This window comes from Shinella sp. HY16 (genome assembly GCF_028534175.1).
Classification (GTDB): domain Bacteria; phylum Pseudomonadota; class Alphaproteobacteria; order Rhizobiales; family Rhizobiaceae; genus Shinella.
The window spans coordinates 1,112,309-1,130,000 of record NZ_JAHYXL010000002.1 but is presented as its reverse complement, the minus strand read 5'-3'; the positions used below and the strand labels follow the sequence as shown (position 1 = coordinate 1,130,000).

Below are 17,692 nucleotides of genomic sequence, written 5' to 3'. Positions count from 1 at the left end.
TACTCGTGCATGACCGATAGCGAACAAGTACCGTGAGGGAAAGGTGAAAAGCACCCCGACAAGGGGAGTGAAATAGAACCTGAAACCGGTTGCCTACAAGCAGTTGGAGGGCGCAAGCCTGACAGCGTACCTTTTGTATAATGGGTCAACGACTTAGTGTAACTAGCAAGCTTAAGCCGGTAGGTGTAGGCGCAGCGAAAGCGAGTGTTAATAGCGCGATCATAGTTAGTTGCATTAGACCCGAAACCGAGTGATCTAGCCATGAGCAGGTTGAAGGTTGGGTAACACCAACTGGAGGACCGAACCCGCATCTGTTGCAATAGATTGGGATGACTTGTGGCTAGGGGTGAAAGGCCAATCAAACTCGGAGATAGCTGGTTCTCCGCGAAATCTATTTAGGTAGAGCGTCGACCGAATACCTCAGGGGGTAGAGCACTGGATGGGCTATGGGGACTCACCGTCTTACTGATCCTAACCAAACTCCGAATACCTGAGAGTACTAGTCGGCAGACACACGGCGGGTGCTAACGTCCGTCGTGAAAAGGGCAACAACCCTGACCTCCAGCTAAGGTCCCCAAGTCATGGCTAAGTGGGAAAGGATGTGAGGATCCCAAAACAACCAGGATGTTGGCTTAGAAGCAGCCATCATTTAAAGAAAGCGTAACAGCTCACTGGTCTAAATAAGGGTCTTTGCGCCGAAAATGTAACGGGGCTAAAGCCATGCACCGAAGCTGAGGATGTATCGCAAGATACGTGGTAGCGGAGCGTTCCGTAAGCCTGCGAAGGAGGACCCGTGAGGGCCTCTGGAGGTATCGGAAGTGCGAATGTTGACATGAGTAACGATAAAGAGGGTGAGAGACCCTCTCGCCGAAAGACCAAGGGTTCCTGCTTAAAGTTAATCTGAGCAGGGTTAGCCGGCCCCTAAGACGAGGCGGACACGCGTAGTCGATGGGAACCACGTTAATATTCGTGGGCCTGGTGGTAGTGACGGATTGCGTAACTTGTTCAGACTTATTGGATTGTCTGGGCGGGGAAGCGGTTCCAGGAAATAGCTCCACCGTATAGACCGTACCCGAAACCGACACAGGTGGTCAGGTAGAGCATACCAAGGCGCTTGAGAGAACTCTGCTGAAGGAACTCGGCAAATTGCACGCGTAACTTCGGAAGAAGCGTGACCCCAAGGTACGCAAGTATTTTGGGGTGGCACAGACCAGGGGGTAGCGACTGTTTATCAAAAACACAGGGCTCTGCGAAGTCGCAAGACGACGTATAGGGTCTGACGCCTGCCCGGTGCTGGAAGGTTAAGAGGAGAGGTGCAAGCTTTGAATCGAAGCCCCAGTAAACGGCGGCCGTAACTATAACGGTCCTAAGGTAGCGAAATTCCTTGTCGGGTAAGTTCCGACCTGCACGAATGGCGTAACGACTTCCCCGCTGTCTCCAGCAGAGACTCAGTGAAATTGAATTCCCCGTGAAGATGCGGGGTTCCTGCGGTTAGACGGAAAGACCCCGTGCACCTTTACTATAGCTTTACACTGGCATTCGTGTCGGCATGTGTAGGATAGGTGGTAGGCTTTGAAGCGCGGACGCCAGTTTGCGTGGAGCCATCCTTGAAATACCACCCTTATCGTCATGGATGTCTAACCGCGGCCCGTCATCCGGGTCCGGGACAGTGTATGGTGGGTAGTTTGACTGGGGCGGTCGCCTCCGAAAGAGTAACGGAGGCGCGCGATGGTGGGCTCAGACCGGTCGGAAATCGGTCGTCGAGTGCAATGGCATAAGCCCGCCTGACTGCGAGACTGACAAGTCGAGCAGAGACGAAAGTCGGTCATAGTGATCCGGTGGTCCCGCGTGGAAGGGCCATCGCTCAACGGATAAAAGGTACGCCGGGGATAACAGGCTGATGACCCCCAAGAGTCCATATCGACGGGGTTGTTTGGCACCTCGATGTCGGCTCATCGCATCCTGGGGCTGGAGCAGGTCCCAAGGGTTTGGCTGTTCGCCAATTAAAGCGGTACGTGAGCTGGGTTCAGAACGTCGTGAGACAGTTCGGTCCCTATCTGCCGTGGGTGTAGGAATATTGACAGGATCTGTCCCTAGTACGAGAGGACCGGGATGGACATATCTCTGGTGGACCTGTTGTCCTGCCAAGGGCATAGCAGGGTAGCTATATATGGAATGGATAACCGCTGAAGGCATCTAAGCGGGAAACCAACCTGAAAACGAGTATTCCCTTGAGAGCCGTGGAAGACGACCACGTTGATAGGCCGGGTGTGGAAGCGCAGCAATGTGTGAAGCTTACCGGTACTAATAGCTCGATTGGCTTGATCGTTCTCATTGTTCATGCTCATCGAATAAATTCGATGAGCCATCTCTTCTGTCCTGACGCACGCAGTGCTCCGGACGGGCCGCGCCATACGGTATTTTGCTTTGCAAAAACCGGGGCGCGACGGCCTCTGGCCTTGCGGAGCGACGCTCCGTTGCCCACAGAAGAAAAAGACGTGTTCACAAAATAAGACAAACAGGCGAAAGCCTACCAGCTTCTCATCACATTGCCCTTAGCCGACCTGGTGGTCATGGCGGGGTGGCCGCACCCGTTCCCATTCCGAACACGGCCGTGAAACGCCCCAGCGCCAATGGTACTTCGTCTTAAGACGCGGGAGAGTAGGTCGCTGCCAGGTCTGCTAAGTGCAATGTGAGCAGGTTTTGTCGAAAGACAAATACCGACAGGTTTTTACCGCAAGGTAAAATACCGACAACGATCTTCTCGACACACATTCGGCCCTGCCGAAACCAAAGGGCCGCTTCAAGCGGCCTTTGTGCGTTCCAAACCTCGGTGCGAGGCCACAGAAATACAACGGTGTTTTGCCTCCGGCAAAAACCGGACCGGGAAAAGCGTTCAGGACGAGACAATCGTCGCGGTATTTTGCCTCCGGCAAAACCGGGTAACGCGGGGTGGAGCAGCCCGGTAGCTCGTCAGGCTCATAACCTGAAGGCCGCAGGTTCAAATCCTGCCCCCGCAACCATCTTTACTTGCGATCCACCCCGCCCACCGGCGGGGTTTTTCGTTTGCGTGGAAATCTCAAGGATTCCAGCAAGATCGCCTTGAACGTCGATCTCCACCTTGCCCTCAACAGGCGTCAGCACGATCTGATCCACCAACGAGCGAATTGTGTCGGCTGCCTCTACCCGCTTGCCCTCTTCTTCATCCTGAAGCGACTCGTAGAGCTGCTGGATGCGCCTGCGATATTGCAGCGCCATGCTCGGGTGGAGCAGGGGCGGCGGCTCCTCCGCTTCGGCGAGGAAGTGCTTCAGTTCCGCCTTACGGGCTTCAAGCTGCTTCATGTCTTCCACGATCGCTTCAATCGGCCCGCCGGATTTAATTGCAGTCAGCAGCTTCGTCAGTTCCCGATCAATCTTCGCGATCTCGGCTTCGGCTGAGGCAATACCGGCGCGGCCTTCCATCCGCAGGCGGTTCATCTCTTGCGTGAATACCTCGCAGAAATGGGTAAACAGCTCAGGGTCAACGAGTCGGGTGCGCAGCGCATTCAGCACGCGCGATTCCAACTCGTCGCGGCGGATATTGACCCGGTTGTCGCAGGTGCCTTTGTTGCGAGCTGTCGAGCATCCGATCAGCGTTGCCGAGATCGCGGAGTACCCGCCACCACAGCATGAACATTTGGTTAGGCCCGAGAAGAGGTATTTGGGACGCCGCCGGTGATTGACGGTGCGGACATCTGTGTTGCCGTTATCGTCGCGGGTGAGCTTGTTCTTCTCCTGCCGTGCCTTCACAGCATTCCAGAGATCGTCGTCGAGGATCCGGAGCTCTGGCGTCTCCTGGATGACCCATTCCGATTCCGGGTTGGGGCGCGCCTGCCGCTTTCCGGTGTTCGGGTCCTTTACGAAGCGCTGGCGGTTCCAGACGATCTTGCCGACATACATCTCATTATTGAGGATGCCGTTGCCACGCTTCGGGTTGCCGTTGATCGTGCTGAAACCCCAGTCGCCGCCCGAAGGGGCCGGAATGCCGTCCTTGTTCAGTGCAAAAGCGATGGTCTTTGCCGACTTACCGGCGGCGTAGTCGCGGAAGATGCGGAGAACGACGGCGGCCTGGTCTTCGTTGATGGTGCGGTCGCCGCGAATGGGTTCGCCATTGGCGTCCAGCTTCTTGACCACATCGTAGCCATAGGAATTGCCGCCACCCGATTTGCCAGCCTCGACACGGCCGCGCTGGCCGCGGCGGGTCTTGTCAGCAAGATCTTTAAGGAAGAGGGCATTCATCGTGCCCTTCAGACCGACATGCAGATGGCTGACCTCGCCTTCAGACAAGGTGAACATCTTCACATCCGCATAGGACATACGTTTGAAGATGCCGGCGATGTCTTCCTGATCACGCGAGAGGCGATCCATCGCCTCAGAGAGGATCACGTCGAACCGGCCGCTCATGGCGTCGGTCATCAGGGCCTGGATGCCCGGACGGATCAGGGATGCTCCTGAAATCGCGTGGTCCGTATATTCTTCGATGACGTGCCAGCCCTGCTTTTCGGCATGGAGGCGGCACATGCGAAGCTGGTCGGCGATGGAAGCGTCGCGTTGATTGTCAGAAGAATAACGGGCGTAGATCGCGACTTTCAAAACATTGCTCCCATCCGCATCAGGAGGTGCGCTTCCTCCTGTGCCTGGACAACTTCACTTCCTCTGCAAAGCATTCCCGTGCCGCCTGCTTTGCCAGGATGCCGACCAGACGCAGAAGGCGAGGGTCGGGACTGCCGCACGGCGTAAACGTCAACTCCGGCGCGTCCAGCAGCAAAGATTCGAGCAGCGCTTCGCGCTCGGCTACTGTCATCTTTGCTGTGTTTTGTGGGGCTCGCAAGGTCATAACTGACAGCATTCGTCCCATGCCCGGCATTAGCAACGAAATTTGCGGGCGAACATTTGGCGGCGTTCAGTGTGCCAATGCGCGTTATGGCGTGCGGCGGCGTAACATGGCGTGCCATGGCAGAGTAAAATGACCTGTCGGAATCGCTCGATGTCGCCGTCATCTTTTGCCTCGTTGCTGGTCCCTCGGAAGCTGTTGCTTGCAAATGAGGCTTTATCGTATTGTAATTAGAGATACAAGGCGCTATCTTCCGACTAAGGAGACTCGCCATGGGCAACACTGCCGAACGCAAGGAATATCCGATCTCGATGCGTCTGCCCGAAGCGGATGTTGCCATGATCGATCGCGCCGCCAGCCTGCGCGGCCGCTCGCGCACCGATTTCGTGCGAGATGCCGCTGTGCGCGCGGCCGAGGAGGTCGTCATGGAGCAGGGCCTGATCCGGATGAGCCCGGAAGGCTTTGCTCAGTTCATGGATGTGCTGTCGCGCCCGGCCGCTCCTGTTCCGGAGATGGTTGAAGTGCTGAAGCGGCCTGCGCCGTGGGAGCCCGGCCACGCGGCGAAGCGGTAATCCCTTGCTGCTTTCAGGACCCGAGCTGCTTTCCGCCGCCCACGATGTTTCCCAGTTTTCCTGTGGCAAGCCGACGCTCGACCACTGGCTGAAGACCCGCGCGCTCTCCAATCAGCAGAAGGGCTTTACCGCCGTTCTCGTCGTGCATGAGGCAGGGCGTGTGGTGGGATATTACGGCCTTGCACCAACAGCCGTTGTGCCATCGGTGCTACCGCGCTCCATTCGGACGGGGCAGCCGCCTAATCCAATTCCCTGCATGCTGCTTGGCCAGCTCGCGACCGATATCGGCTCGGCCAGGTTGGGCATCGGAACTGGCCTTGTGAAGCACGCCCTCCAACGCTGCGTTCAGGCCGCATCGCTGATCGGTGGGCGGGCATTGATGGTCAACGCCGTCGACGGGGAGGCTGCCGAATTCTGGCAGCGCCGAGGATTTGAGCCTGCCAGAGATGATGGGCTGGTCCTGTTTCGCTCGATCAGCGATATTGCTGCGTCGCTCCGTGAGGCTGGAAGGTGAATGGCCCGATGTTTCGTGGACGTCTTCCTTGCTAAATTTGAGGCAAGGACCTGCGCCGGACATTCAAGACGGTCGCTGGCAAGGCGAGGATCCCGAAGGAAATCCGCTTCCGCCTCCAGAACCACGCGTTGCAGGATGCCAACTGCAAGAACCATGACCGCTAAGCACCACATAGTGGAAAAGCGTGCCAACATGACGAAACGGGACAGGTTCGTCTGCGCCACGCTTGCCAAGAAGTGTCGGCAAGCGCCGGAGGGCATGCAATAGCCCGGCCTTCGACGGTACTCAGATCCGGTCTGAAAACCGATCATAGGCATCGATCCGCCGAACCGGGGGATCGACCTCATACCGATAGATTTCCGTTCTCAAGAACCGTAGTTCGGCCTCGCACTGAGCCTCGGGAACGTCAATGTACCAGGCGCGCGGCTGCGGGCCGGGATCGCCGTTCCAGCGGTACCCCCGCGCTTTAAGGACATCCTTGAGGTCAAAGGGCGCGTTCTCCGCCCAGATTCGCCAAGAAACGGTACGAGCGCCGTCCAGGAGACGGCTGAGACCTGTAGCGCCAGATCGGGGCAGCCACATCGCCAACAACTCGACCGTAGCAAGACAGTCGTGCATCGCGCGGTGGCGGTCGTAGAAGAAGCCGGCGGCCTGAGCGAGATAGGCGAGTTTCGTGCCCTCGAACCCCTCTGCTGCCCAATCGATCTGGCTGAGCGAGCATGCCCACGGCTTCGTCGAGAATACGTCGTTGAATCGTTCGAGGAAGCGGCGGTCGAACGCCGCATTGTGCGCGATGACGAGCGAAGCCGGCGCTGCGAATGAGGCTACCGCTGCGGGATCAACAATCTGGCCGGCCACCATCTCGTTGGTGATGCCCGTGATCGCGGTGATTTCCGGGGCGATAGGCTTGCTCGGCTGACGCAGCCCTTGGAAGCTGTCGCCCACGCTGAAAATGGTGCCATCCAAGCCATAGTTGAATGGTGTCATGGCGAGTTCGATGATCTCGTCGCGCTGATGGTCGAGCCCCGTGGTCTCCACATCGACCACCAGGCCAAGGCGCAGCGGCGTGCCTGGCGGAGGAACGATGCGAGGGCGCGGCTTGAGACGCCGGACGACCCGGTAGTCTCCCGTGGCCTCCAGCGTCTCCGCCAGGGTCTCCAGATTGTCAGAAGATGTCATCGTCTGACGCTTCGTTTACTGCCATCGGCTCCCCTCCAGCGGTATCGGCCGGAGAGAATCGAATGTCGGCGGCTCGACCTTCTTCGTGGAACCACAAATCGACCACCGCGGTATCGTCGCTGCGCGGCCGCGGTGATGCCTCCCGCACCTTGAATGTCGTCGGGAGATTGACCGATGTTCCGAACACCAGCGCGTGCTGCCGAGGCAATGACGGCAACCGCTTCAAGACCGAATCCGAGATGAACGGCGTCATCTGCCGAATCTGAGAAAGATCGTCGGGGTTCTGGATGCGGTGAACCAGGAAATTGGAGCACTGGCTGAGAACCGTCTTGGACAGTTCACTCGGGCGTTGCGATGCCAAGAGCACGAACATGCCGTACTTGCGCCCTTCCTTGGCGATGCGCTCGAAAATCTTGGTTGCGTCGATGGAAAACCGGGAGGGCGTTGAGGCAATGTACCTGTGAGCCTCTTCGAGGAGCAGATGTATCGGGAAACGGTTTCTTGGTTCCGCATGGCGAAGGAACCGAAAAAGCATGCGTGCGATGACCGCACTGACCAACTCAACGATTTCATCTTCGACGGAGTTCAGATCAATGATAATGACTTGATTGCGTTTGGTGAACGCTTCGCCAACAACCCTTCCCAGACCGACGATGTTGGTCAAGAATTCCAGATCGCTTACAGCCGCACCAACGTCAGCTCCTTCGTGACGTAAAAAGGCATATTCGGTCCTCTCCTGGAGAGATCTGAGCCGCGTGACCATGGAAGAGCAGTAATCTCGGATTTGGCGGTTGCCGTGAGCCTCCTCATAAAGGATCGCGAAATCCAGACATTCGTGCAGCTCATCGAAAGAGAACGGCGTCCGATTGTAGGCTGGTAAGGGAGCATCCTCCCGGAGCTTCTTCCTTACTTCATCCAGAAATGCCGATTGGTTGTTGCCAGAAAAATTTCCGTATTGAAAATTCGGATTGAAGCGGTTCAACAACGCCATATTCAGATCGTTCGTCGGATACTTCTGAAGAAGAGAAACGACGCGCTGAAACTTCGACACTGGGGAGTCGCCATCCGCACCTCGAAAGCACTCGATGATGCAAGTGGCGACAAAGTGCTCGCGCAGAGCCAGAGCGTCTGGCGTGTTGGCATGAAAGAGACTTGTCAGACCTAACGCCGTCCGAAGGACCGGCAGTTGCGTTCGCTCGCTCGCCTGTAAAAGCAGTTCCCACTCTGCCATTTCCAGGAACCAATGCGGCATCCGAAAGCCAGCGGTCGTCCCATCAAGGATTACGCGATGGACGCCGATGCCGCCGTCTTTTGCCAAAGGAGAAAGCGCCTCGTGATACTCGCCATTCACGTCGAAGACGATAAACGTCGCTCCGCGAGCGTGATGTTCGTCCGGTTTGCTGAAAAGGGACTGCAAGACCGAGGCGACCGTGCAGGATTTACCGCTGCCGGTATTGCCCAGGACCGCGACATGACCGCCGAAGAACTCGTTCAGACGAACTTTGACGTCGTAGTCCTCGAACACTACCGACTTGCCGATCGGCAGAACCCGATAGCGCGTGGCCCCTTCGGGTTGGCAGGCGCCGCCATCCGGGCCGACTGACGGCTCAACGGTGGCCTCGGTCTCAAAGATGCGATCGAGCTCGCCATCCAGCGCATAGAGTGCGTCCGCATACAGAGACGGGAAAACCGACACACCGAAGCGAAACGCGCCGCCGCGCATCGGCAACATGCCGACGGGCACCACGTCCAGATATTTCGAGGAGCCGGCCCGGTCGAAATCGCCCCGCTCGGAAGGCGTGCTCGCATCGCGCTCACGCAGGCCGACAACCTCGACCACGACATATTCCGACTGCGACGGAATCATCAGGAATGATCCCAGTCGCGCCACATAATGCACGTCGTCGAAGCCGACGACCGTGAAGTTGTCGGTGCCGACGTGCATCTCGACGACAAAGCGGTCGGCCGCAACCGAGACCACCTTGCCGATCGCCCGCTTGCGATCGTCGTGGCTCATGCTTCGCCATCCTTCGTCTCGTCGTCCCTTTTCGGTGCCAGCTCCGACAACACCTTGCGGACGGCATCATCAATCCTGTCGCTGGGGCGCTGGGGCATGAAATGCTCGACGATCATGTCGAAGTAGTGCGCCCTCGTCCCGTCGGCAGGGCCATTGCCTCCAATGATCCAAATGCGCGGATCGCGCAGCGCCCGCAGCTTGGCGATCTCTCCCTCCGTGTCGGGCGCCGCAAAGATCACCAAGCGGAAGGTCGGGATCGTCAGAGCTTGATAGATGATGTTGTTTAGGTGCTCGTCGCCGAAGGCGTAGCCGGCCGTGATGAGAACGCTCTGCTCGCGCACGATCCGGGACTGAAATTCCCGGAACAGGTCTGCGTAGGGCGAGCCGAGCGAAGAGTTCTGCTTCGCCGGCGTCGGATAGATCAGCATCTGGTTCGTGGATTCCGGTGGCCAGACTTCCTTGATCGGGAAGAGGCCATGATCGTCCTCGGTCCAAGTGACCGAACCATGCAATTTGCAGAGATAGACGAAGGCGTCGACGGCGGTCCATTTGCGACTGGCGACGTCGAGCTGCTCGGCCAGAGCATAGCGGAAGATCGCCGGGTTGAAGCGACGTTCTACGACGCCGGAAAAGCCGTTGGCATAGGGAATACCCAGCCGATCCATCGCCAATTCGCTGAAATGATCGTAGTTGGTCGTGAACACCCAGGGCCGGGGCAAGGACCGATCGCGTAGGACCAGTTTCTTGTAGAAACGCTCGTAGAGGTCGCGCACGGTCGTGTCGCCCTCCTTGGCGAAGGCCCCCTGGGTGACACGGGTCCATAGGAAGTCTTGGACCTTCTTGATGATGCCGTCGAGAACAGCGCGATAGGGGTGAAGATCGGGATTCTCGCTCTGGCGCAGCACGAACCGTTGCGCGAACAGCACCTCCATCAAGCGTTCCAGGTTACGGCTGTAATCCTTCGCCAGGTCGACCCCGAGCGCGTCGAGATAGTCGAGTTCGTCTTTGGTCAGCCGCCACGGTGCCGGTACAGCGCCGGCTGTTGGCGGATCGCTGTAGAATCCCGCCGCGCGTGCCTCGATGGTTTCGCCGCAAAACTCCTTGGCCAGCGGCGCCATGGTCGCAATGCCGAGTTCCTTTTTGTCCTTCATCAGGGAAGAACATCCGGCGCCGAGCAGAAATGCGATGTTCTTGGCGTTCATGGCCTCGGAAATCGCCTTGCGGGCGCTCTCGATCCCCTTGTTCCAGTCCAGTTCAGATGGCTCGGCATCGCCGTCCCGCAGAAACTGGAATTTTCGCTCTTCTTCGACTTCGCTCATATACCCCCGGTCCTCCCAGTTTCTTACTTGGCTGCTCTGTTCGCGCGCGCGGCTATATCAGCGCACTGCGCCATGAGCGCTTCGAACGGCTCCTCGTCGTCGAAGAGCAGTCCATCCTCAACCATGCGGGCATAGTCATCCTCCAACGCCTTCGCGCCATCGCCGACCGGCACGAGTTGCAAGCCGCCGCTGACAGCCGCTGCATAGTCGATCGGCGTGCGGTCGGCGGCCTTCTCTGCGAAGAACATCGACTTGTGCCGAGCGACAGCGTTGGCCAGGTCGCGATCGGCAAAAGCGGCTTCCGCGAAGCCGGCTTCGTCCAGTCGGACAACATCGTGCCAATGTCGCGCGAAGCGGTCGCCGCGCAGCCGCTCCTGGAGGCAGAAGACGTGGATGGCGGTCGCCTTCTCCCAGAACGTCCGCTCCGCGTGCATGACGCGCGGCCGCGCCGTCGGGAAGAGCAGCCCCTCGATCAGGCCGGCCGCGTCGCAGACGACGTCGCGCAAGCTCGCGGGTTCGCCCGTGGAGCGGGCGCCGAACTCCAGCATGACGCTTGGAGCCACATAGCCGGACCCGGCTGCGGTCGCCTCATAGTCGATGAAGAGCTTCTCATCCTCGACGCGGACGGCCGCCGCCAGACCTTCGACGGCCAGTGCGGTCTCGATCACAGGCTGCACGGTTTCCGCGACCCATGCCGGTAACCGCCGACGGACCTCGCTGGACCAGCGCTTTTCCTCGCTTCGTGTCTTCGGCAGACCCTCGCCATTGTCCCCAACCAGATCGGGCGCGATCGCCCGAATGTCGTAGGTCAGATCCACATCCTCCGAAAAACGGCGAATGACCTGATAGGCCTTCGACAATGACGTGCCGCCCTTGAACACCAGATGCTCGCCGAGCGGCACCGCGTAGAGCGTCGCCAGCGCCCACACCACCCACACATCCTTTTCGAGAAGATGGGTGGGACGACCCGAACGGTCGGCGACGACACCCAACGCGTCACGCCGATCCTCGGCCGAAAGCTGGAGAAAGACGTCAGCCATAGGCCGCCTTTCCGACGCTCTGTGCGAGCCATGTCGGAAACTGCGGCGCGGCGGCGACCAGTTCGCCGAACACGCCGGGCGGCATCTTCCGTTTCAATGTCGTGAGCGCGGCCTCCGCCCTTTCGGGGCCGAGCCAGGCCAGCGCCCGCACGGCCTCCCCCGCCGGGCGGTTGGCCAGGGCCAGTTGCCAGCGCGGCGCGTGCCGCAATTCGACGACCTGCTTGCCGAGGTGCATCTTTCGGCTGCGCCCGGAGGTCAGATAGACCGAGCGGACGGGCACCTGCGTCGTCAAGCCAAGCGCGTTGGCTGCGGCGGCGCCGTTCGAGACGATGATCTCCCCTTTTTGGGTCGCGAGGGCCTCGACAGCCTGCTCGACCGAAGGTGCGCGCGTGCCAAACCGACTGGCGATGGGGCGCAGATAGACGCCACGACCGGCGCGGATGAGCTGCCCGCGCTCGGACAGACGCGACAATGCCTGATCCACGGCCGCCCGGTTTCCGAGGTGGAGCAGGCCCTTGGCGGACACGGGCATCCCTTCGGGAAGTCCCGTCGCATGGGCCAGAATCTGTTCGGTCAGCCGTGTCATCGCCGTTCTCCTGTTGGAAATATACGCAAGTTTCTGACAGTTTTCAAGGAAGTCCGGATAGGGGAAAGCCTTCCCCTGCGGCCGAGCCTTAGTCTCTGCCTACCCCGTCTGCGGGGAGACCCCGCAACGCCCCCTTCAGAGTGAGAGTGCGGACAGGTTTTCCGTGACGGGTTGAGGGCTGGAGAAGAGGTCTCTGGCGCCCGTCGCGGAGATCATCCCGATGGCCAGACATGATCGCCGCCCCGCTGACAGTGGCGCGCGCAGCAACCTTTATGACGACATCACCAACAAGATCATCGCCGAGCTGGAGCAAGGACGGCTACCCTGGGTCCAGCCCTGGGGCGCGTCGCCCGACACTGCCCCGCTGGGCCTGCCGAGAAATGCTTCAACCGGCCGGTCCTATTCAGGCATCAATATTCTCATCCTCTGGGGGGCTGTCATCCAGCATGGTTTCCCCGGTCAGGCGTGGCTGACCTTTCGCCAGGCCCTTTCGCTTGGCGGCAATGTCAGGAAGGGTGAGCATGGCACAACTGTCGTTTATGCCGACCGTTTCACCCCCGAGGACGAAAAGCGCCGTGCCCGCGAGACGGGTGAGGACGCGCATGCCATTCCATTCCTGAAGCGGTTTACCGTCTTCAACGCCGCGCAATGCGATGGCCTGCCCGATGAGATCACGGCAGTCGCGCCGCCACCGCCGCCGGGGTTGATCGAGCCTCGGGTCGAGGCGCTGATCCGGGCCACCGGCATCGACTTCCGTATCGGGGGCAATCGCGCCTTCTATATGCCGTCCCTCGACTATGTGCAGGTGCCGCCTCCGCAAGCCTATTTCGAGCCGATCAACTGGCACCGGACAGCCCTGCATGAGCTGGGTCACGCCAGCGGCCATCAAAGCCGTCTCAACCGCGATCTGACCGGCTCGTTCGGGTCGAAGAAATACGCTTTCGAGGAGATGATTGCGGAACAGACCGCGGCCTTCAGTTGCGCCGCGCTCGGGATCGTACCGACCGTGCGTCATGCCGATTACATCGGGTCGTGGCTGGAGGTCATGCGCGAGGGTTCCCGCGCCATTGTCCGCGCGGCCTCGCAGGCCAGCAAGGCGGCGGACTGGCTGCTGTCGCATATGCTTGCCGAAGACACCGGGGAGCCGGATGCGAGCGAAACCGACCGGAGGGCGGCGGCATGATCCTCCTGACCGGCGCACAGCGAGACCGCCTGCTGGCGAATGGCCGCCAGCGCGATCAGGATCACATCCCGGTCGTGAAGTTCTTCAATCCCATCGGTGAAGGCGTCTGGCTCGCTACCGAACTGGATGAGGATGACGACATCATGTTCGGCCTGGCGGATCTCGGCCATCCCGAACTGGGTTCGTGGAGCCTTGGCGAGATGCAGTCAGTACGGCTGCCCTTCGGCATGGGCATCGAGCGCGATCTGCTGTTCACCGGCGATTTCCCGATCTCGGTCTGGGCCGAGGCCGCCCGTGAGACCGGCAGCATCCGCGCCGCCGAGCGTTTGCTCTACGGCGTCGGCGCGAGCTTTTCCCGTACATCCGCCGATACAGAAAACCGGAGTGCCTGATTTCCGGGTTTCAGGTTCTGCGGCTGGCGTCGCTCTCTTCAGAGGAAGAGGGCGGCGCTTCGCTTCGTGACGGGTTGATAGCCGGAGAGAGAGGCTCACCGGCGTCCGTCATGGAGTAACTGACATGGCCACTGCCGTTCAGAAGATCACCCTGTCGTCCTCGCGCGACATTCCCTTCAACAAGCTGGTGCTCAGCCAGTCCAACGTCCGGCGCGTCAAGGCCGGGATCTCGGTCGAGGAGCTGGCCGAGTCCATCGCCCGTCGCGGCCTGATCCAGTCCCTGCATGTCCGCCCGGTGGTGGATGCCGAGGACAAGGAAACCGGCATGTTCGAGGTGCCCGCCGGCGGTCGCCGCTTCCGGGCACTGGAACTGCTGGTCAAGCAGAAGCGCCTCGCCAAAATCGCGCCGGTCCCCTGCGTCGTGTCGGAGGCCAGCGCCGATGTGCTGATCGATGAGGTATCGCTCGCCGAGAACATCGAGCGCGCACCGCTGCATCCGCTTGACCAGTTCCGCGCCTTTCAGGCCATGCGCGAAAAGGGCATGACCGAGGAAACCATCGCCGCCGCCTTCTTCGTGGATGCCAAGGTGGTCAAGCAGCGCCTGCGTCTGGTTTCCGTCTCACCGGCATTGCTCGACGTCTATGCCGAGGACGGCATGACGCTGGAACAGCTCATGGCTTTCAGCGTCAGTTCTGACCATGGCCGTCAGGAGCAGGTCTGGGACGCGATCAAGGATGGCTGGCAAAAGGAACCTTACCACATCCGGCGCTTGCTGACCGAAGCCACGGTCCGCGCCGCCGACAAGCGAGCGGTGTTCGTTGGCATCGATGCCTATGAAGAGGCTGGTGGCTGCGTGCTGCGTGATCTCTTCCAGCAGGACGATGGTGGGTGGCTGCAAGATCCTGTGCTGCTCGACAGGCTGGTGGGCGAAAAACTGAAGGCCGAGGCCGAAGCCATCGCCGCCGAGGGCTGGAAATGGATCGAGGTCGCCATCACCTTTCCCTACGGTCACGACCATGGCTTGCGCCAGATTGTCGGCACCACGGTCGATCTGACCGAAGATGAACGCGCCACCCGCGAGGCATTGCGCGACGAATATGAGCGGCTTGAAGCGGAATATGGCGAGGCCGACGAACTGCCGGACGAGATCGACGCCCGCCTCAGTGAGATCGAACAGGCGCTGGAAACCTTCGAGCGCCGTCCGATGACCTTCGAGTCGGACCAGATCGGCATGGCGGGTGTCTTCATCAGCATCGACGCCGATGGCGCATTGCTGATCGAGCGCGGCTATGTTCGCGCCGAGGATGAAACGCCTGCGAAACCGGAAGCTGAAATCGTTGACCCGAAAACCGGCGAGGTGATCCAGCGGGCAGAACCGGAGGTAAGCCGCATGGGTGCAGTTGTCACGCTGGGCGGCCAGGCGGTCGAAACTGAGGAGGAAGACGAGGCCGACACCATCAAGCCGCTGCCCGATCGCCTGGTCAGCGAGCTGACCGCGCATCGGACGCTGGCGCTGCGGGATGCGGTGGCAGTAAACCCGCATGTCGCCATGACGGCACTGCTGCACAGGCTGGTCATGGATTGCTTCATGCCGCATTCCAGCCGCGGTTGCCTCGAAGCACAGGTCCGCGAGGTGCATCTGCCCGCGCAGGCCGAGGATCTGCGCGACAGCGCTTCGGCCAAGGCGATCCAGGACCGGCACGAACGCTGGGGCGATCATATCCCGGCAGATGATGCCGCCCTCTGGGATTGGCTGACCGATCTGGACGATGGTTCGCGCATGGATCTGCTCGCCCATTGCGTCAGCTTCGGTGTCAACGCGCTATATGAAAAGCCCAACCCTTACAGCGGCGTGGGCGTCAGCCAGCACGGGCTGGACATCCGCCTGTCGCAGGCTGACCGGCTCGCCCGTTCGACCGGCCTCGACATGGTGGCCGTGGGTTGGCGACCGACTGTTGGCAACTATCTCGGCCGCGTGACCAAGCCGCGTATCCTTGAAGCCGTGCGCGAAGGGGCCGGTGACCGGGCCGCCGATCTGATCGGACACCTCAAGAAGGGCGACATGGCCAAGGAGGCCGAACGCCTGCTTGCCGATTCCGGTTGGTTGCCTGAGCCGCTGCGCATGGTGGACGATGGTATCGAAGTCGATCCGGCATCGGGCGCTGCGGCGGAAGCCGACGATCTGCCCGATTTCCTTTCCGGCGATGGCGAGGACGACCCGGCTGACGACGAGGAAGAACAGCATATGGTCGCTGCTGAATAGCACTCATGCGGGGCGGCTTCGGTCGCCTCGTTCCAACCGCTCCGTTTCCGTAACTCGCCCGGTCCTCGTGATCGGGCTTTTTCTTTGGAGAGCCGCCATGCCGATCAGTATCGACATCGATCAGATTTTTCTGGACGACCGCGAACATCCCCCTTCGGATCGAACCTTACCGTGGACCGAAACCCGCGATGGCATCACTGTTGTCGTGGAGCCAAAGCCTCACTGGTCCGAAGACATGCGGGTGTTCCGGCTCGATGCCCGTGAGTATTGCCGCTACGCCGAGTGGGCAGCTCATGGTGCTCGTGCCCGTTTCTTCGGTCATATCGATACCTCGGGCGATGATCTGATAATGAAGGCGCGCGCGATGATCGCCCGAGAAATTGCCGATGGGCTTTGGAGCTGAAGACCCGATCGCAGGGTGTCTGCCCGTGAGGATGGGAGGTCAGCGCCGGACGGATCCAATCCGGCTTCACCATGCAATCTGCCATTTCTATCAGGACAAGCGGCAGCCATCTCTGGCCTGAAGGGAACACGATCCCGATGCCAGCATGGTGGCAAGGCTGGCGCGGCAGAGCATCTGCGGGCGGGTATCTGGCATCCTGTCAGATGCGAAAACCACCCCCGCTTCCATTCGCAAACCTTGGTCCGATCCGTCTCTTTGACATTCAACCCGTGATATGTGGAACGGCCCGCGGTGCAAGGATGCATTTTCAGTCGATTTCACCACATGAGGACGGTGCGGTCATATGTCCGGCCTACTGGTGCGGTCATGACCGCTGGCCTCGATGAAGTCCGCGAAGCAGGTGGCTGGATCAAGGGGGCGCGCTTTGTGCGCGTCACGGGTTTCGGCCTGTCCTGTTTCGGGATTTCGTCCCGTGGTTCATCGTCTGTTTTGCACCTCACCTGCCGGCGGTCGCCGGGCACTTCGTCTCGGCGGTCCCACGCCTATGCCGCGACAAGTCCTGCCTCAAGTCCTGTTGGTTCGCGGTAGATTCCACCTCGGGTCAGCAATGCCCAGATCATCCGGGCAATCTTATTGGCAAGCGCCACCGCCACTACCTTGAAGGGTCGCCGCGTGAGCATGTTCTTCAGCCACGGCCAAACTCGGTCGCGATACTGCACATGACGTAGCACCGATGCCGCCCCCGTCGTAAGCAGTGATCGCAGCACGGGATTGCCCATCTTCGATATTCGCCCTAACCGTTCTTTGCCGCCGCTGGAATGCGCTTTCGGGGTTAACCCGATCCAGGCTGCAAAGTGGCGAGCGGATTTGAACCCGGCGGGATCGGGAACGAATGCCTTCACTGCCATGGCGATAATAGCGCCAACGCCAGGGATGGTCGCGAGGCGCCGCATCTCATCATCCTGCTTGGCTTGGATGACGATCTCGCGCTCGAGCTTGTCGATCTGTGTGGCTAGCATCCCGATCTGATTGATGATTTCGGTCAGGGCAAACCGCGCAGCCGGAGGCAGTCGGGTGTCTTCCTCATCCCGGATGATTGGCGCCAATGCCTTGACGTTGGCGATGCCGGTCGGAGCGATGATACCCAGCTCTCCCATATGGGCGCGCAATGCATTGATCGCCTGTGTCCTCTGACGCACCAGTAAAGCCCGCGTTTTGAGCACCATCACCGCAGCCTGCTGCTCAGCGGTCTTAATCGGGACGAACCGCATCGTCTTTCGCGTCACCGCCTCAGCGATGGCTTCTGCGTCGGCGGCGTCGGTCTTGCCGCGCTTGACTAATCACGAGGTCG

12 protein-coding genes, 1 tRNA gene, 2 rRNA genes and 2 pseudogenes (1 of these 17 only partly in view) are annotated in these 17,692 nt (G+C 60.1%); 10 read left to right on the top strand and 7 right to left on the bottom strand.

Going from position 1 to position 17,692, the window contains the following annotated elements:
• From K0P03_RS25750 to K0P03_RS25735, 4 genes are all read left to right on the top strand, one after another.
• Window positions 1-2,329, top strand: a 23S ribosomal RNA gene (locus K0P03_RS25750); it begins 470 nt to the left of the window's first position.
• A gap of 234 nt (window positions 2,330-2,563) precedes the next feature.
• Window positions 2,564-2,678 (top strand): 5S ribosomal RNA (gene rrf, locus K0P03_RS25745).
• A 268-nt stretch (window positions 2,679-2,946) separates the two neighbouring features.
• Window positions 2,947-3,023, top strand: a tRNA-Met gene (locus tag K0P03_RS25740).
• Between the two features lie 79 nt (window positions 3,024-3,102).
• Window positions 3,103-3,438: a hypothetical protein gene (locus K0P03_RS25735; RefSeq protein ID WP_272791009.1), complete on the top strand. Its 336-nt coding sequence runs from the start codon at window positions 3,103-3,105 to the stop codon at window positions 3,436-3,438.
• Between the two features lie 108 nt (window positions 3,439-3,546).
• Here K0P03_RS25735 and K0P03_RS25730 read toward each other — a convergent pair.
• Window positions 3,547-4,632 (bottom strand): annotated as a pseudogene (locus K0P03_RS25730) (recombinase family protein); the annotation flags it as partial.
• A 513-nt stretch (window positions 4,633-5,145) separates the two neighbouring features.
• Between K0P03_RS25730 and K0P03_RS25725 the strand changes: the two are divergent.
• Both K0P03_RS25725 and K0P03_RS25720 read left to right on the top strand, forming a co-directional pair.
• A complete protein-coding gene (locus tag K0P03_RS25725) occupies window positions 5,146-5,445 on the top strand; it encodes a type II toxin-antitoxin system TacA family antitoxin (protein ID WP_272791008.1) in 300 nt (99 codons plus the stop codon).
• 4 nt (window positions 5,446-5,449) lie between these two features.
• On the top strand, window positions 5,450-5,959 hold the full coding sequence (locus K0P03_RS25720) for a GNAT family N-acetyltransferase (protein ID WP_272791007.1): 510 nt from the start codon (window positions 5,450-5,452) through the stop codon (window positions 5,957-5,959).
• 285 nt (window positions 5,960-6,244) lie between these two features.
• Here the strand turns inward: K0P03_RS25720 and K0P03_RS25715 are convergent, their stop codons facing one another.
• From K0P03_RS25715 to K0P03_RS25695, 5 genes are all read right to left on the bottom strand, one after another.
• Entirely contained in the window at window positions 6,245-7,138 is an 894-nt protein-coding gene (locus tag K0P03_RS25715; protein ID WP_272791006.1) for a 3'-5' exonuclease, read from the bottom strand.
• Window positions 7,125-9,155 carry an ATP-binding protein gene (locus K0P03_RS25710; RefSeq protein ID WP_272791005.1) on the bottom strand — a complete coding sequence of 677 codons (2,031 nt, stop codon included), beginning with the start codon at window positions 9,153-9,155 and terminating at the stop codon, window positions 7,125-7,127. Before K0P03_RS25710 ends, K0P03_RS25715 begins: the two co-directional genes overlap by 14 nt.
• The gene (locus K0P03_RS25705; RefSeq protein WP_272791004.1) at window positions 9,152-10,357 is read right to left on the bottom strand and encodes an SIR2 family protein; all 1,206 of its coding nucleotides are present in this window, start codon (window positions 10,355-10,357) and stop codon (window positions 9,152-9,154) included. The genes K0P03_RS25710 and K0P03_RS25705 overlap by 4 nt, the downstream gene beginning before the upstream one ends.
• 140 nt (window positions 10,358-10,497) lie before the next feature.
• Window positions 10,498-11,514: a nucleotidyl transferase AbiEii/AbiGii toxin family protein gene (locus K0P03_RS25700; protein WP_272791003.1), complete on the bottom strand. Its 1,017-nt coding sequence runs from the start codon at window positions 11,512-11,514 to the stop codon at window positions 10,498-10,500.
• The gene (locus K0P03_RS25695) at window positions 11,507-12,100 is read right to left on the bottom strand and encodes a DUF6088 family protein (RefSeq protein ID WP_024898646.1); all 594 of its coding nucleotides are present in this window, start codon (window positions 12,098-12,100) and stop codon (window positions 11,507-11,509) included. Before K0P03_RS25695 ends, K0P03_RS25700 begins: the two co-directional genes overlap by 8 nt.
• 220 nt (window positions 12,101-12,320) lie before the next feature.
• On the opposite strand from K0P03_RS25695, the gene K0P03_RS25690 reads away from it, so the two are divergent.
• From K0P03_RS25690 to K0P03_RS25675, 4 genes are all read left to right on the top strand, one after another.
• Window positions 12,321-13,283, top strand: a complete 963-nt coding sequence (locus tag K0P03_RS25690; RefSeq protein WP_272791002.1) for an ArdC family protein — start codon at window positions 12,321-12,323, stop codon at window positions 13,281-13,283.
• The gene (locus tag K0P03_RS25685) at window positions 13,280-13,675 is read left to right on the top strand and encodes a DUF2958 domain-containing protein (protein WP_272791001.1); all 396 of its coding nucleotides are present in this window, start codon (window positions 13,280-13,282) and stop codon (window positions 13,673-13,675) included. The genes K0P03_RS25690 and K0P03_RS25685 overlap by 4 nt, the downstream gene beginning before the upstream one ends.
• 124 nt (window positions 13,676-13,799) lie before the next feature.
• Window positions 13,800-15,938, top strand: coding sequence for a Spo0J and enkurin domain-containing protein (locus K0P03_RS25680; RefSeq protein WP_272791000.1), 2,139 nt, complete (start codon window positions 13,800-13,802; stop codon window positions 15,936-15,938).
• 97 nt (window positions 15,939-16,035) lie between these two features.
• On the top strand, window positions 16,036-16,341 hold the full coding sequence (locus tag K0P03_RS25675; protein ID WP_272790999.1) for a hypothetical protein: 306 nt from the start codon (window positions 16,036-16,038) through the stop codon (window positions 16,339-16,341).
• Window positions 16,342-16,883: 542 nt separating this feature from the next.
• On the opposite strand, the pseudogene K0P03_RS25670 reads toward K0P03_RS25675, so the two are convergent.
• Window positions 16,884-17,678 (bottom strand): annotated as a pseudogene (locus K0P03_RS25670) (IS110 family transposase); the annotation flags it as partial.
• Window positions 17,679-17,692: the final 14 nt, after the last annotated feature.